Origin of the sequence: Agromyces sp. Root1464, assembly GCF_001427265.1 — a bacterium.
Taxonomy (GTDB): domain Bacteria; phylum Actinomycetota; class Actinomycetes; order Actinomycetales; family Microbacteriaceae; genus Agromyces; species Agromyces fucosus.
Map to the genome: position 1 here is coordinate 152,895 of NZ_LMFU01000002.1, position 14,330 is coordinate 167,224.

Genomic DNA, 14,330 nt, shown 5'->3' on the forward strand with positions numbered 1-14,330 from the left:
CGTTCTTGTGCGGGTACCGGATGTGCCGGGAAAGGTAGAGGGGCCTCACCGGCGAATCGTGCGGGGTGGGACCCACACGCAAGCCAACAGGCAACGATACCAGCTATGAGAGTGGGTCACCAACGTTCGCGCCTGCGAGTTGCCCGGGGAAACTCGGCGAGCCCGCAGATGCGCCAGCGTGCGCATTTCGACGGCGTCGCCCGGCGGCCGCACGGCGATCGAGCTCCGCGACGGCCCCGAGCACGACCGCCGCGAAATCGTCGGGGCGGATGAGGCTCACGAGGTGCGTCGCCCGGGGCACGATGACGAGGTGTGCGTCGTGGGCGGCGCGCAGCATCCGTCGCTCCTCGATGCGGAAGTGGTCGAAGCGGCCGTTCACGAGCCAGACGGGCACCTCGATCGCCGAGAGCGCTCCGACGGGGTCGAGGTCGCCGACGGCCGCGAGCACCGGCGCCATGACATCGAGGGCGACGCCGCCCGCGAGCACGTCGTCGGCGGCTTCGGGGGAGAGGAAGAGCCGTGCCATCGCATCGTTGAGGCCGCGTCCGCGATCGGGCATGCGGCCGATGAGAGCTGCGAGCCGCCGGTAGCCACCAAGGGGCGCGCCTCGCGGCTGTGTGCTGCACGACGCGGCCACGAGTCCGTCGAGTCGGTCGGGGTTCCGCGCTGCGAACTCGATCGAGAGATACCCGCCGAGACTCAGCCCGACGAGCAGGCGCGGCACCGAGCGGTCAGCGCCGCGGACTCCAGCCTCGGGATTCAGCGCCGCGTCGATGTCCTCCAGCGCCGCCTCGATCGAGAACGCCTCGCCGATCCTGCTGCCGTGTCCGGGCAGGTCGATCGCGACCACGTCGAGGTCGTGCACACCGAGCAGCTCGAGCTGCCTGCGCCACATCGACGATGAGGTTCGGAGTCCGTGAACGAGCACGACGCGAGCGCGAGGCATCCGTCAGCCCGCCCTGATCGCACCTAGTTCGCGTGCCCTGGCGACCGCAGCGGTGCGCGAGCCGACCCCGAGCTTCGTGAAGATGTGCACGAGGTGCGACTTGACGGTCGCCTCGCTGAGGAAGAGCGCGCGACCGATATCGCGATTGGTGCGCCCCTCCGCGACGAGCGAGAGCACCTCGGCCTCGCGAACGGTCAGCCGTTCGCCGCTCGTGCGCGAGGCGTCCAGACGAGACGAGACGCCGGGAGCGAGCGCGGCGTCGCCGACGGCGGCAGCATGCACGGCGGCGATGAGTTCGGCGGGCGGGGCGTCCTTCAGGAGGTAGCCGCTCGCACCGGCCTCGATCGCTCCCAGGATGTCGGCGTCGGTGTCGTAGTTCGTCAGCACGAGCACGCGCGGCGAGCTCTGCTGCGAGCGGATGCGGCGGGTCGCCTCTGCGCCCTGCATCGCGCCCGGGTACTGGAGGTCCATGAGCACGAGGTCGACGTCGGATGCCTCGGCCAGCCGCACCGCGTCTTCAGCCGTCGTCGCCTCGCCGACGACCTCGAGATCGGGTTCGCTCTCGAGCATCGCGCGGATGCCGGCGCGCACGACGGGGTGGTCGTCGCTGAGCAGGATGCGGATCATGGCGCCACCACCGGGATGCGCACCGAGATCGCCGTGCCGTCGCCGGGCGTCGACTCGATGTCGACACTGCCGCCGAGGGCGGCGGCGCGCTGACGTATGGCGCGGAGGCCGAAGCCGCCGGCCCCGGCACCGCCGGGTTGCGAGGCGTCGGCGTCGAGCGTCGACGACGTGCGGAACCCGACACCGTCATCGACGACATCGAGGGCGATCTCGTCGCCGAGGTAGCTGAGCGTGACGGAGGCATGCGTGGCACCGGCGTGCTGCAGCACGTTGGCGAGCGACCCTTGCGCGATGCGGAGGAGCGCCGCGTCGGCCGCCATCGAGAGCATCACGGGCTCGCCGCTCGTGGAGAACTCGACGCGGAGCGGCGTGCCGGACTGCAGCGACTGCTCGGTCGTCGACTCGGTGAGGCGTCGGAGTGCAGCAGGCAGGGACTGCGCATCGAGCGACGGCGGTGCGAGTTCGCGGATGAACCGCCGTGTCTCGCCGAGGTTCTGGGCGGCCGTCTCGCGGGCGAGCTGCAGCTTCTGCTGCGTGGCCTCGTCGGCGACGTCGCGTTCCGCGGCGTGCAGCAGCATCTGGATGCTCGACAGGCCCTGCGCCACGGTGTCGTGGATCTCCTTCGCGAGGCGCTCGCGCTCGGCGAGCGTGCCCGCCTCCCGGCTCGCCGCCGCGAGTTCCTCTCGCGTCGCCATCAGGTCGAGGATGAGCGCCTGCCGTTCCTGCGTCTCCTGCGCCATCGCGCGGTAGCCGAGGCCGATGACGATCGCCACGCCGGCGCTGATGAGCGGCCCGAGGATCGATCCGACCTCGAAGCCGAGGTGCGTCGCGGTGCCCCAGACCGACAGGCCGAAGGTCACGACGACGAGCGGCACCGCGATCGGAGCCGCGAGCACGTGCAGCTCGAGGAAGAAGAGCGGGAACGCGAGGAAGGCGGCGTCGGGGGTCATGGCCGACATGCCGACCCACAGCACGAGGAGGCTCACGAGCCAGATCACCCGCGCCCAGGTCGGGAGGTTCCGATGCGCTGCCGCGATGCCGGCGCCGTAGCAGGCGAGGAACGCGACGGCGAGCACCGTCACCCCGATCTCATCGGGCGCGTCGTCGAGCAGCGCCCGCACGACGACGAAGAGCGTGAGGCCGATGACGAGCACGTGCAGGCCGAGTCGAAGCGCCGTGAAGACGGGTCGCAGGGCCGAGGGAGCGACGCGTTCGCTGGGAATCTGGATGACCGCCATTTGCTCCGAGCGTAGCCCGGGGGCGCGCCACGGGGCATCCGTCGAAAGTCTGAAGCGAAGTCATGGGAGAATCGTCAGGATGTCCCCGAGAGCCACGAACCCGCCGGTGCCTGCTGCCACCGACCCCGCGCTGATCCGCAACTTCTGCATCATCGCGCATATCGACCACGGCAAGTCCACGCTCGCCGACCGCATGCTCGGTATCACGGGCGTCGTGAGCGATCGAGACATGCGCGCGCAGTACCTCGACCGCATGGACATCGAGCGCGAGCGCGGCATCACGATCAAGAGCCAGGCCGTGCGCATGCCGTGGCAGGTCGACGGCGCCTCGTACGCGCTCAACATGATCGACACGCCGGGCCACGTCGACTTCAGCTACGAGGTCTCCCGGTCGCTCGCGGCCTGCGAGGGTGCGATCCTCCTCGTCGACGCGGCTCAGGGCATCGAGGCCCAGACGCTCGCGAACCTCTACCTCGCGCTCGAGAACGACCTCGAGATCATCCCCGTCCTGAACAAGATCGACCTGCCGGCCGCTGAGCCCGAGAAGTACGCGAAGGAGCTCGCCGACCTCATCGGCGGTTCACCCGACGACGTGCTCAAGGTCTCTGGCAAGACGGGCGTCGGCGTCGAAGAGCTGCTCGACCGCGTCGTCGAGCGCATCCCGGCTCCGGTCGGCGATGCGGATGCCCCGGCGCGCGCGATGATCTTCGACTCCGTCTACGACAGCTACCGCGGCGTCGTGACCTACGTGCGCATGATCGACGGTCACTTGAAGCCGCGAGAGCGCATCCAGATGATGTCGACGAGGGCGACGCACGAGATCCTCGAGATCGGCGTGAGCGCACCCGAGCCGACCCCGTCGAAGGGTCTCGGCATCGGCGAGGTCGGCTACCTCATCACCGGCGTGAAAGACGTGCGCCAGTCGAAGGTCGGCGACACGGTCACGACGGCCGCGAAGCCCGCGACCGAGGCCCTGCCCGGCTACACCGAGCCGCTGCCCATGGTCTTCTCGGGTCTCTACCCGATCGACGGCAGCGACTACCCCGAGCTCCGCGAGGCGCTCGACAAGCTGAAGCTCTCCGATGCCGCGCTCGTCTACGAGCCCGAGACCTCCGTCGCGCTCGGCTTCGGGTTCCGCTGCGGCTTCCTCGGCCTGCTGCACCTCGAGATCGTGACCGAGCGCCTCGAGCGCGAGTTCGGGCTCGATCTCATCGCGACCGCACCGTCGGTGATCTACGAGGTCACGACCGAAGACAAGAAGACGGTCACCGTCACGAACCCGAGCGAGTTCCCGACCGGGGCGAAGATCGTCGAGGTCCGCGAGCCCATGGTGCGCGCCGCGATCCTCGCGCCGAAAGACTATGTGGGCACGATCATGGAGCTCTGCCAGTCGCGCCGCGGTGCGCTCATCGGCATGGAGTACCTCGGTGAAGACCGCGTCGAGATCCGCTACAACATGCCCCTCGGCGAGATCGTCTTCGACTTCTTCGACCAGCTGAAGTCGAAGACGGCCGGCTACGCCTCGCTCGACTACGAGCCCACGGGCGACCAGGCCGCCGACCTCGTGAAGGTCGACATCCTGCTGCAGGGCGAGCAGGTCGACGCGTTCAGCGCGATCGTGCACCGCGACAAGGCCTACGCGTACGGCGTGCTCATGACGGGGCGCCTGCGCGAGCTCATCCCGCGCCAGCAGTTCGAGGTGCCCATCCAGGCCGCGATCGGCGCGCGCATCATCGCGCGCGAGTCGATCCGCGCGATGCGGAAAGACGTGCTCGCCAAGTGCTACGGCGGCGACATCAGCCGCAAGCGCAAGCTCCTCGAGAAGCAGAAGGAGGGCAAGAAGCGCATGAAGATGGTCGGCCGCGTCGAGGTCCCCCAAGAGGCGTTCATCGCCGCGCTCTCTGGCGACGTCGAGAAGAAGGACAAGAAGTAGCCTTCGGTCGCTCCGAGGTGCCGGGCGTCACGGCGCGTAGGCGCTGAGCCGCTCGCGGAGCGAACCCGTGTGCAGTTCGAAGAGATGCGCGTCGTCGTCGTAGAAGTAGATCGACTCGCCCTCGCCCTGTACTCGTGAGCGCGGCGGTCGCTGCTCGAGACCGAGCGAATCGATGACCTGACGCAGTTCATCGAGCGAATCGGCGTCGACCTGGAACGCGACGTGGTTGTACGAGCGCGGCAGCCCGCCGTCGCCCTGCATGATCGCCACCCAGGTCGCCGCCGGTTCGTCGCCGACGAGGAAGAAGCGCTCTTCCGACAGGGAGAACGTCTCGGCACCGCTGTCGTACACGCGCACCGCTCCGAGCACGCGCGTGAGGATGGTCTCCATTCGGTCGAGGTCGGAGACGACGAAGGTCACGTGGCTGAGGCCGGAGCTGCCGATTCGAGGGGTGGTGTCTGCCATGCCTCCATTCTCGGAGAGCTCGACCCGGGTTCTCGACGCCGACGCCGGGCCGCGCTAGCGTGGTCGCCGCAGGTGACGAGGCGCACCGCATCGAGCGGTCGCACTCACTCCGAGAGGGGCAGAGCATGGTCCGGATGCTGCGTCCAGGCGCGCTCCGGCCCGGCGACACGGTCGCCGTGGCGGCGCTGTCGGGTGGTCTCGACGCCGACGAGGAGGCGCTCTTCCGGCGCGGGGTCGCCGAACTCGAGGGCCTCGGCTTCGACGTGCAGATGTCGCCGCTCATCGAGACCGGGCGCCACTGGTGGTGGGGCGCGGCAACACCGGTCGAGATCGCAAACGAGTTCAACCGAATGCTCCGCGACCCCGAGGTGCGCGCGATCTTCGCACTCACCGGCGGTCGCATGACCCTGAGCTACCTCGACCTGATCGACTACGCGGCCGTCGAAGCCGATCCCAAGCCCGTCATCGGCTTCAGCGACATCGATGGCGTGCTGCTCGCGCTCCACTCCCGCACGGGTCTCGTCGGCGTGCACGGCGACCTCGTGACGTTCGGGTATGGCGAATGGCAGGGCGCCGGCGCCGAACGACGACAGGAACTCGCCGACGTCTCGAGCCGTCTGCTGACGAGCACGTCGCCGGTCGGCCTCCTGCCGGCCGACAGCGCCTGGGAACGCTGGCGCGGTGGCCACGCGGTCGGCCCGCTGATCGGCGGACTCCTGAACCGTCTCGTGCGTCTGCAGGCGACACCGTTCGCGCTGCCGCCCGAACGCTTCGACGGCGCCATCCTGTTCTGGGAGGATGTCAACACCTCGACCTCCGCCGTCTGGAACGACCTGCACGTGCTCCGCCAGGCGGGCATCCTCGATCGCATCGCGGGAATGCTAGTCGGCCCGGTCGCCGACATCGAGGTCACCGATGGCGGCCCCGGCCTGCGCGAGGTCGTGCTCGACGTGCTCGGCGACCGCGACATCCCGGTTCTCGCGAATCTGGAGATCGGCCACAACCCGCCGAACCTGCCGTTGCCGCTCGGCGTGCGCGCACAGCTCGAAGCGGATGCCGTGACCCTCTCGCTGCTCGAATCGGCCGTCGTCGAACGCTGAGCGCATGGCGATGAGTCGCCATCACCAGTGCGGACACAGGCGACCTCCGTAGAATCGAGCGATGCCTGTCGAGCCTCAATCGCATCAGACGTGCGCGCTCGGCAGGCGCCGCACCACAGGAAAGGCCCACGGATGACCCGCCGAAGCACCTTCACCGACCAGTCGGTCACGTACGGAGCAATCGGGGCGACCCTCGCGCCCGACCTGCTGCGCTATCCGCCGGCCGGCTACCGCCCGTCCGAAGACGCCGTGCGCCTCGGATCCGGCCTCGAGCGCTTCGAGCGCGCCGCGGAGGCACTCATGACCTGGGGCATCCAGCGCGGCTCGGGATTCGAGGTCTCCGACATCTCCACCGGCACCGGCGCCCAGTACCCGGGCATCGTCTACGACGCCGAAGGCGCCCCGCTCGCCGACCAGCCGGCACCGCGAATCGAGGAGCGCTTCGGCGCCGACGGAACGCCCTACATCGCGCCCGGCATGACGGCGACGCTCGAGCGCAAGAAGCGGTTCGGCTCCGAGAAGACCCCCGTCCTCATCGTGTACGTCATCGACGAGCCGCAGCGCCTCGGCTTCGCCTACGGCACGACCGCCGATGGCCCCGAGAGCGGCGAGGAGTCCTTCATCGTCGAGCACCGAGACGACGACACCGTGTGGCTCACGATCCGATCGATCTTCGCGACGACCGGCGTGACAGCGCCGATGCAGCGCAAGCGGCGCCGCGAGCTGACCCGCCTCGAACTGCGGGCGCTCCACCCCGCCGGCGGCGTCTAGTCGTGGGATCCGCCCTGCCCCTGGGCGACCCGGCACCGGCCGACGGGCTCCTGCCGGCGTCCGCCGCCGTCGGCGCCGACGATCGCGCCTTCGGCGTATACCTCCACGTGCCGTTCTGCCGGGTGCGCTGCGGGTACTGCGACTTCAACACCTACACGTCCGACGAGCTGCGAGGCGCGCGCCAGGTCGACTACGCCGACCACGCGATCGCCGAGATCCGGATGTCGCGGCAGATGCTCGAGGCATCCGCTCTGCCTGCGCGCCCAGCATCGACCGTCTTCTTCGGCGGCGGCACGCCGACGCTGCTTCCGGCCGACGACCTCGTGCGCATGCTCGGCGCCATCCGTGACGAGTTCGGGTTCGAACCCGGCGCAGAGGTCACGACTGAGGCGAACCCCGATTCGGTCGGCCCCGACGACCTCGTGCGCCTCGCCGAGGGCGGTTTCACGCGAATCTCGTTCGGCATGCAGTCGGCCGTGCCGCACGTGCTCGCGGCGCTCGACCGCACGCACGACCCGGCGCGGGTGCCGCTCGTCGTGCGCTGGGCGCGCGAGGCAGGGCTCGACGTCAGCCTCGACCTGATCTACGGCACGCCGGGGGAGTCGATCGACGACTGGCGACGCAGCGTCGAGGCCGTCGTCGCCGAGCGACCCGACCACGTGAGCGCCTACGCGCTCATCGTCGAAGACGGCACGAAGCTCGCGCGGCAGATCCGTCGCGGCGAGCTCGCGCAGCCCGACGACGACCTCGAGGCCGACATGTACGAGCTCGCCGACGACCTGCTCGCGGCCGCCGGCTACGAATGGTACGAGGTCAGCAACTGGGCGACGGATGCCTCGCACCGGTCGCGGCACAACCTCGGCTACTGGCGCGGCGACGACTGGTGGGGCGTGGGCCCCGGTGCGCACAGCCACGTCGGCGGCGTGCGGTGGTGGAACGCGAAGCATCCCTCGGCGTATGCCGACCGGGTGACCGCGGGTGTCTCACCCGCCGTCGGCCGCGAGACGCTCGACGGCCCGACCCGCGAGGTCGAGCGTGTGCTGCTCCTCACGCGCATCCGCGAGGGCATCGAGATCGCGAGCCTGCACGCCGGCGGTCGTCATGCGGTGGCCGGCCTCATGGCCGACGGCCTCGTAGACGCGAAAGCCGCCCTCTCGGGAGTGGTGACACTCACCAGGAGAGGGCGGCTGCTCGCGGACGCCGTGGTGCGGCGCCTGCTCGACGAGTCGTCGGAGCTCAGCTCACGAACTTGATCGAGAGCGGGTAGGTGTAGGGCTGGCCCTGGTTGGCCTTCACCGCGGCGATGATGCTGAAGACGATGACCACGATGCCGATCGCGATGGTGATGAGCCATCCGATGAGGATGAGCCACAGGACGTAGCTGACCACGTAGGCGATCGCCATCGTGATCTGGAAGTTCAGGGCGGTCGCGGTGTGCTCGCGCACGAACGGGCCCTTGTCCTTCAGGACCAAGTAGCCGATCAGGGCCGGGACGAAGCTGAAGAAGATGCCGCCGATGTGGATCAGCGTCGCCCAGAGCTTCTCGTCGGCCGGGCTCAGCTGCTGGCTCGGCTGCTCGTAGGGGTTGCCGGGAGGCGGGGGAGGCGGGGTTGCACCGGACATGATGTCTCCTTGGTCGACTCGCCCGGGGGCGAGATTTCGGTCTCGTCGCCCGATGGGCGAAAGGTCGAGGCTCTCTCATGCTGGCACAGCAGAGCGCGCCGGGTGAAGACCTCGCCCGGCGCGCTCGGTGCCGGCTCGCTACTTGATGAGTCGGATGGCGAACGGGTAGCGGTAGTGCTGGCCGTCCTTCGCCTTCAGGAAGGCGATGATCGAGAAGACGACGCTCACGATCCAGGTGGCCCAGACGATGAAGACGCCGATGACGATGAACGTGAGGATCGAGCCCACGATGTAGGCGAAGACGATCGTGATCTGGAAGTTCAGCGCCTCTTTGGCCTCGGTGTTGGTGAACGAGCCGCGGTCCTTGAAGACGAGCCAGATGATGAGCGACGGGAGGAACCCGACGATGCCGCCGAGGTGGGCGAAGGAGCCCCACTGCACGTCCTGCTCCTGCGAGAGGGGCGCCGCGGCGACCGGCTGCGGTGCGCCCTGCGGCGCGGCGGGCGGAGGCGTCGGCTGACCATCGGCGTCGGGGGCGGGAATGTTGGAATCGGTCATGGTGCGTGCCTTTCAGGGGGCTCTCAGATGAACCGCATCTCGCGCGACGGGGGTCGCTGCAAAGGGGGTGACTCGCGGGGGATACCCATAAGCTAGCGCCGCGCCCGGCGGCTGGCAACGGCCGTGTCACGGTATGGCGCGATATGATTAGCACTCACTCAGAACGAGTGCTAAGCGATGGAGGGAAGCGAGGGCCATGGTCTCCGAACGCAGCCTCGCCGTTCTGCGCGCGATCGTGCAGGACTACGTCGCGTCCCGCGAACCCGTCGGCTCGAAGTCGATCGTCGAACGGCACGCCTTCGGCGTCTCCGCGGCGACGATCCGAAACGACATGGCACTGCTCGAAGAGGAGGAGCTGATCGCGGCCCCGCACACCTCTTCGGGTCGCATCCCGACCGACAAGGGCTATCGGGTCTTCGTCGACCAGCTCACCGACGTGCGCCCGCTGAGCGGCGCCCAGCGTCAGGCGATCGAGACTTTCCTCGGCGAATCGAGCGATCTCGACGAACTGCTCGCACGCACCGTGCGACTCATCGCCCAACTCACCAATCAACTCGCGGTCGTGCAGTACCCGAGCTTCGGCAGCGCGCGCGTGCGCCACGTCGAGCTCATCGCGCTCGCCCCCGAGCGCGTGCTCTGCATCCTCATCACCGACTCCGGTCAGGTCGAGCAGCGCCTCGCCGAGCTCGTGGAGCCGGTCGACGAGCAGACGCTCGGCGACCTGCGCGTGCGCTTGAACGAGATCGCCGGCGGCCGGGCGATGGCGGATGCCGCGGACGCGTTGTCGGGCGAGATCGACAACGTCGACCCGCGCCATGCAGCGGTGCTGCACACCCTCGCCGTCACGCTCGCCGAGCAGGCGCGGGCCCAGCGGCAGGACCGCCTGGTCGTCGCCGGGGCGGCGAACCTCGTGCGCACCGAGCAGGACTTCGCCGGCTCGATCCTCGGCGTGATCGAGGCCATCGAAGAGCAGGTGGTGCTGCTGAAGCTCTTCGGCGAGATGGCGACCGACGAGCACGCCGTCACCGTTCGCATCGGCCGCGAGAACGCGTCGTTCGGCCTCGGCGAGACCTCCGTCGTCTCGAGCGCCTTCGCGATCCCGGGCCGCGACATCTCGCGCCTCGGCATCGTCGGCCCCACCCGCATGGACTACTCCCACAGCATGGCGGCCGTTCGCGCCGTCGCCCGTTACCTCTCCCGAACGCTCGGCGAGAACTGAACCAGCCGCCCGTCTCGCACGACCGGCATCCGGCAATCGAAAGGACAAGCCCTCCGTGGCCGACCACTACGAGGTCCTCGGCGTCTCACACGACGCCACCCCCGACGAGATCAAGAAGGCGTACCGCCGTCTCGCCCGTGAACTGCACCCCGACGTGAACCCGGGCGCCGAGGCATCCGAGCGCTTCAAGTCGGTGACGCACGCGTACGACGTGCTGTCCGACCCGAAGCAGCGCCAGCAGTACGACCTCGGCGACCAGGGCGGCTTCGGCGGCGGCCAGAACTTCGGCGGCTTCGGGGACATCTTCGAGACGTTCTTCGGGGCCGGCCAGCAGAGCCGTGGACCGCGTTCGCGCCGTGAGCGCGGTCAAGACGCGCTGCTGCGCGTCGAGGTCGGCCTCGACGAGGTCATCTTCGGCACGCACCGCGACATCGAGGTCGACACCGCGGTGACGTGCGAGACCTGCCACGGCTCGTGCTGCCAGCCCGGCACCGCGCCCGTCACGTGCGACATCTGCCACGGCACCGGCTCCATCCAGCGCTCGGTGCGCTCGCTCCTCGGCAACGTCATGACGTCGAGCCCCTGCGGCACCTGCCGCGGCTACGGCACCGTCATCGCGACGCCCTGCGTGACGTGCCAGGGCCAGGGCCGCGTGCGCGCACGTCGCACCGTTCCGGTCGACATCCCCGCAGGCGTCGACACGGGCGTGCGCCTGCAGATGCCTGGCTCCGGCGAGGCCGGCCCCGCAGGCGGACCGAACGGCGATCTCTACCTCGAGATCAAGGTCAAGAACCACGACGTGTTCAGCCGCAACGGCGACGACCTGCTGTGCACCCTCGAGGTGTCGATGACCGACGCGATCCTCGGCACGCACTCGACGATCCCCGCTCTCGACGGCGACGTCGAGCTCGAGCTCAAGGCCGGCCTCCAGAGCGGCGAGATCCTGACCGTGAAGGACCGGGGCGTCTCGCGCCTGCGCGGGTCCGGCCGCGGCGACCTCAAGGTCGGCATCCAGGTGGTCACGCCGACCAAGCTCTCCTCCAAGGAACGCGACCTCATGCAGCAGTTCGCCGCGTCGAAGAAGGCGCCCGCGCCCGAGCTCAGCCACTTCCAGCAGGGCATCTTCGCCCGCCTGCGCGACCGGTTCCTCGGTTAGGCGGTCGCACCGGTGAGCCACCTCTACCTCGACGAGTCGCTCGATCTCTCCTCCGTCGCGCCCGGTGCCACGGTGGCGATCTCGGGCGACGAGGCGCGCCATGCCGTCACCGTCTCACGGGTGCGCGCGGGTGAGCGCATCGCGATCGGCGACGGACGCGGCACGCTCGTGCACGGCGTCGTCGCCTCGACGGGCGCCCGGGAGCTCGACCTCGAGGTCGACGAGGTGTTCGTAGAAGAGGGTGCTTCACCGCGCATCACGCTCGTGCAGGCGCTCGCGAAGGGCGACCGCGACGAACTCGCCGTGCAGGCGGCGACCGAGCTCGGCGTCGACGCGATCGTGCCCTGGGCGGCGAGCCGCTCGGTCTCCCGTTGGGAGGGACCGAAGGCCGAGAAGGGCCGCCAGCGTTGGGCGACCATCGTGCGCGAGGCGGTCAAGCAGTCCATTCGGGCATGGTTGCCGCCTGTGGCGCCCGTCACGACGACCGCGCAGCTCGCCGAACGCCTCGAGGGCCAGCGGATGCTGCTGCTCGAGCCGACAGCGACGGCACTGCTCACCGACATCCGGCCCGACGGGCGCGACCTGGCGCTCGTCGTCGGCCCCGAAGGCGGCATCTCGCCCGCCGAGATCGAACGTCTCACGGCCGCCGGTGCCGAACCCGTGCGGCTCGGTGCATCCGTGCTGCGCACCTCGACTGCGGGGCCTGCGGCCATCGCCGTGCTCAACGCCGCGCTCGGGCGGTGGTGAGGCATCCGTCGCTACGATGGAGTCATGACCGAGTCCCGCGCAGAACCGACCCTCTTCGAGCGCATCGCCGCCCGTGAGATCCCCGCGAGCCTCGTCGCCGAGACCGACCGCGTCATCGCGTTCCACGACATCGCGCCGAAGGCTCCCGTGCACGTCGTCGTGACGCCGAAGTCGGGCGACTACCGCGATGTCGTCGAACTCGCCGCCGGTGACCCAGGGCTGCTCGCCGAACTCGTGGAGGTCGCGCAGGGCGTGGCCGACGAACTCGCCGACGGCCAGTTCCGTCTCGTCTTCAACACCGGAGCCGCCGCGGGCCAGACGATCTTCCACGTGCACGCGCACGTCCTGGCCGGCGGTCTCGAGGAGGCCACGCTTGCCGGAGACTGATCCGATCGACGACCGCGCCGCAGCCGATCGCCCGACGGAGGCCGCCGCGGCCGACGAGGAGCGGCTCACCATCGACGGAATCGCCATGGTGCGGCTCCTCGGCCCGCAGGATCGACTGCTCGCCCAGGTCCAGCGTGAGTACCCCGGGGTCCAGGTGCACGTCCGCGGCAACGAGATCGCGATCCGGGGCGACGCCGACGGGCGCTTGCACGTGCGCCGACTCATCGAAGAACTGCTCGAGCTCGTACGCGCCGGGCAGGATCCAACACCCACCGAAGTGAGGAGCTCGGCCCGAATGCTCGATGCCGATTCCAATGCCAAGCCGTCCGAACTGCTCGGGCAGGTCATCGTCTCGAGCCGCGGCAAGACCATCCGGCCCAAGACCGAGGGCCAGCGCCGCTATGTCGACGCGATCGACGAGCACACCATCGTCTTCGGCATCGGCCCCGCCGGCACCGGCAAGACATACCTCGCGATGGCCAAGGCCGTGCAGGCGCTGCAGCGCAAAGAGGTCAGCCGCATCATCCTGACGCGTCCCGCGGTCGAGGCCGGCGAGCGACTGGGCTTCCTGCCCGGCACGCTCACCGACAAGATCGACCCCTACCTGCGGCCGCTCTACGACGCGCTCAACGAGATGATGGACCCCGAGCTCGTGCCGAAGCTGCTCGCCTCCGGCACGGTCGAGGTCGCGCCGCTCGCGTACATGCGCGGCCGGACGCTCAACGACTCGTTCGTCGTGCTCGACGAGGCGCAGAACACGACGCCCGAGCAGATGAAGATGTTCCTCACCCGTCTCGGGTTCGGTTCGCGCATGGTCGTGACCGGCGACATCACCCAGGTCGACCTGCCCACCGGGTCCAGCGGCCTGCGGCTCGTCACGCGCATCCTCGACCACGTCGACGACATCGAGTTCGTACGGCTGACGAGCGACGACGTCGTGCGCCATACCCTCGTCGGCCGCATCGTCGACGCCTACACCGAGTACGACCAGCGCCAGCAGGCGCAGCGATACGAGCGCGACCAGGCGCGCGAGTTCGCCAACCGCGCCGAACGGCGCGGCGCCGGCCCCCGCGACCACCTGCCGAGGAAGGGCAAGGCATGAGCATCGAGATCAACAACGAGTCGGCGATCGAGGTCGACGAGGCCGCCATCCAGCGGCTCGCCGTGTACGCGCTCGACGCGATGCACGTGCATCCCGACGCCGAGATCGCCATCGTGCTCGTCGACGAGGGCGCCATGGAGCAGTTGCACGTGCAGTGGATGGACGAGCCCGGCCCGACCGACGTGCTGAGCTTCCCGATGGACGAGTTGCGTCCGGGCACCGATGACGCACCGACGCCCGCCGGACTGCTCGGCGACATCGTGCTGTGCCCGCAGGTCGCCGAGGCGCAGGCGCGCACGGCGGGGCACCAGCTCATCGACGAACTGCTGCTGCTGACGACCCACGGCATCCTCCACCTGCTCGGCTTCGACCACGCCGAGCCCGCCGAAGAGAAGGAGATGTTCGGCGTGCAGCGCGACATCCTCGTCGGATTCTCCATGCAGGAGCGGCGCCGCTGA

General features: G+C 69.5%; 16 protein-coding genes. 10 read left to right on the forward strand and 6 right to left on the reverse strand.

Annotated elements, in window-relative coordinates:
• Positions 1 to 103: 103 nt before the first annotated feature.
• From ASD23_RS06550 to ASD23_RS06560, 3 genes are read right to left on the reverse strand one after another with little or no spacing between them, the layout of a single operon-like run.
• Positions 104 to 946: an alpha/beta fold hydrolase gene (locus ASD23_RS06550; RefSeq protein WP_082571282.1), complete on the reverse strand. Its 843-nt coding sequence runs from the start codon at positions 944 to 946 to the stop codon at positions 104 to 106.
• A 3-nt stretch (positions 947 to 949) separates the two neighbouring features.
• On the reverse strand, positions 950 to 1,573 hold the full coding sequence (locus ASD23_RS06555) for a response regulator (protein ID WP_056008382.1): 624 nt from the start codon (positions 1,571 to 1,573) through the stop codon (positions 950 to 952).
• Positions 1,570 to 2,811, reverse strand: coding sequence for a sensor histidine kinase (locus ASD23_RS06560; protein ID WP_056008385.1), 1,242 nt, complete (start codon positions 2,809 to 2,811; stop codon positions 1,570 to 1,572). The genes ASD23_RS06555 and ASD23_RS06560 overlap by 4 nt, the downstream gene beginning before the upstream one ends.
• A gap of 79 nt (positions 2,812 to 2,890) precedes the next feature.
• On the opposite strand from ASD23_RS06560, the gene lepA reads away from it, so the two are divergent.
• Entirely contained in the window at positions 2,891 to 4,744 is a 1,854-nt protein-coding gene (gene lepA, locus ASD23_RS06565; RefSeq protein ID WP_056008388.1) for a translation elongation factor 4, read from the forward strand.
• A gap of 27 nt (positions 4,745 to 4,771) precedes the next feature.
• Here lepA and fosX read toward each other — a convergent pair whose 3' ends face one another.
• Positions 4,772 to 5,209: a FosX/FosE/FosI family fosfomycin resistance hydrolase gene (fosX, locus tag ASD23_RS06570; RefSeq protein ID WP_056008391.1), complete on the reverse strand. Its 438-nt coding sequence runs from the start codon at positions 5,207 to 5,209 to the stop codon at positions 4,772 to 4,774.
• Between the two features lie 134 nt (positions 5,210 to 5,343).
• Between fosX and ASD23_RS06575 the strand changes: the two genes are divergently transcribed.
• The 3 genes from ASD23_RS06575 to hemW all read left to right on the forward strand — a co-directional run bounded on the left by ASD23_RS06575 (position 5,344) and on the right by hemW (position 8,333).
• On the forward strand, positions 5,344 to 6,309 hold the full coding sequence (locus ASD23_RS06575) for a S66 peptidase family protein (protein ID WP_200941696.1): 966 nt from the start codon (positions 5,344 to 5,346) through the stop codon (positions 6,307 to 6,309).
• Between the two features lie 132 nt (positions 6,310 to 6,441).
• Positions 6,442 to 7,080, forward strand: a complete 639-nt coding sequence (locus ASD23_RS06580) for a DUF1990 family protein (protein WP_056008394.1) — start codon at positions 6,442 to 6,444, stop codon at positions 7,078 to 7,080.
• 2 nt (positions 7,081 to 7,082) lie between these two features.
• Complete coding sequence (gene hemW / locus ASD23_RS06585; protein WP_056008397.1) at positions 7,083 to 8,333, forward strand: radical SAM family heme chaperone HemW; 1,251 nt, start codon at positions 7,083 to 7,085, stop codon at positions 8,331 to 8,333.
• Here hemW and ASD23_RS06590 read toward each other — a convergent pair.
• Entirely contained in the window at positions 8,317 to 8,703 is a 387-nt protein-coding gene (locus ASD23_RS06590; protein WP_056008399.1) for a DUF4870 domain-containing protein, read from the reverse strand. The two genes, hemW and ASD23_RS06590, sit on opposite strands and share 17 nt — an antisense overlap.
• Positions 8,704 to 8,841: 138 nt before the next feature.
• Entirely contained in the window at positions 8,842 to 9,261 is a 420-nt protein-coding gene (locus ASD23_RS06595; RefSeq protein WP_056008402.1) for a DUF4870 domain-containing protein, read from the reverse strand.
• Between the two features lie 196 nt (positions 9,262 to 9,457).
• Here ASD23_RS06595 and hrcA point away from each other — a divergent pair, with 196 nt between their 5' ends.
• From hrcA to ybeY, 6 genes are all read left to right on the forward strand, one after another.
• Positions 9,458 to 10,480: a heat-inducible transcriptional repressor HrcA gene (gene hrcA / locus ASD23_RS06600; RefSeq protein WP_056008406.1), complete on the forward strand. Its 1,023-nt coding sequence runs from the start codon at positions 9,458 to 9,460 to the stop codon at positions 10,478 to 10,480.
• A 55-nt stretch (positions 10,481 to 10,535) separates the two neighbouring features.
• On the forward strand, positions 10,536 to 11,636 hold the full coding sequence (gene dnaJ, locus ASD23_RS06605) for a molecular chaperone DnaJ (RefSeq protein WP_056008409.1): 1,101 nt from the start codon (positions 10,536 to 10,538) through the stop codon (positions 11,634 to 11,636).
• A 12-nt stretch (positions 11,637 to 11,648) separates the two neighbouring features.
• Complete coding sequence (locus ASD23_RS06610) at positions 11,649 to 12,383, forward strand: 16S rRNA (uracil(1498)-N(3))-methyltransferase (RefSeq protein ID WP_056008412.1); 735 nt, start codon at positions 11,649 to 11,651, stop codon at positions 12,381 to 12,383.
• A 24-nt stretch (positions 12,384 to 12,407) separates the two neighbouring features.
• Positions 12,408 to 12,770, forward strand: a complete 363-nt coding sequence (locus ASD23_RS19220; RefSeq protein ID WP_056008413.1) for an HIT domain-containing protein — start codon at positions 12,408 to 12,410, stop codon at positions 12,768 to 12,770.
• An 85-nt stretch (positions 12,771 to 12,855) separates the two neighbouring features.
• Positions 12,856 to 13,872, forward strand: coding sequence for a PhoH family protein (locus tag ASD23_RS06620; RefSeq protein ID WP_235507768.1), 1,017 nt, complete (start codon positions 12,856 to 12,858; stop codon positions 13,870 to 13,872).
• Entirely contained in the window at positions 13,869 to 14,330 is a 462-nt protein-coding gene (gene ybeY, locus ASD23_RS06625; protein WP_056008422.1) for an rRNA maturation RNase YbeY, read from the forward strand. Before ASD23_RS06620 ends, ybeY begins: the two co-directional genes overlap by 4 nt.

What these genes read in the sequence shown, in the direction of transcription:
- ASD23_RS06555 (WP_056008382.1), bottom strand. Translation starts at nt 1,573, where the DNA reads ATGATCCGCATCCTGCTCAGCGACGACCACCCCGTCGTGCGCGCCGGC.
- ASD23_RS06590 (WP_056008399.1), bottom strand. Translation starts at nt 8,703, where the DNA reads ATGTCCGGTGCAACCCCGCCTCCCCCGCCTCCCGGCAACCCCTACGAG.
- ASD23_RS06550 (WP_082571282.1), bottom strand. Translation starts at nt 946, where the DNA reads ATGCCTCGCGCTCGCGTCGTGCTCGTTCACGGACTCCGAACCTCATCG.
- hrcA (WP_056008406.1), top strand. Translation starts at nt 9,458, where the DNA reads ATGGTCTCCGAACGCAGCCTCGCCGTTCTGCGCGCGATCGTGCAGGAC.
- ybeY (WP_056008422.1), top strand. Translation starts at nt 13,869, where the DNA reads ATGAGCATCGAGATCAACAACGAGTCGGCGATCGAGGTCGACGAGGCC.
- ASD23_RS06560 (WP_056008385.1), bottom strand. Translation starts at nt 2,811, where the DNA reads ATGGCGGTCATCCAGATTCCCAGCGAACGCGTCGCTCCCTCGGCCCTG.
- lepA (WP_056008388.1), top strand. Translation starts at nt 2,891, where the DNA reads ATGTCCCCGAGAGCCACGAACCCGCCGGTGCCTGCTGCCACCGACCCC.
- ASD23_RS06575 (WP_200941696.1), top strand. Translation starts at nt 5,344, where the DNA reads ATGCTGCGTCCAGGCGCGCTCCGGCCCGGCGACACGGTCGCCGTGGCG.
- ASD23_RS06595 (WP_056008402.1), bottom strand. Translation starts at nt 9,261, where the DNA reads ATGACCGATTCCAACATTCCCGCCCCCGACGCCGATGGTCAGCCGACG.
- ASD23_RS06580 (WP_056008394.1), top strand. Translation starts at nt 6,442, where the DNA reads ATGACCCGCCGAAGCACCTTCACCGACCAGTCGGTCACGTACGGAGCA.
- ASD23_RS06620 (WP_235507768.1), top strand. Translation starts at nt 12,856, where the DNA reads ATGGTGCGGCTCCTCGGCCCGCAGGATCGACTGCTCGCCCAGGTCCAG.
- fosX (WP_056008391.1), bottom strand. Translation starts at nt 5,209, where the DNA reads ATGGCAGACACCACCCCTCGAATCGGCAGCTCCGGCCTCAGCCACGTG.
- ASD23_RS19220 (WP_056008413.1), top strand. Translation starts at nt 12,408, where the DNA reads ATGACCGAGTCCCGCGCAGAACCGACCCTCTTCGAGCGCATCGCCGCC.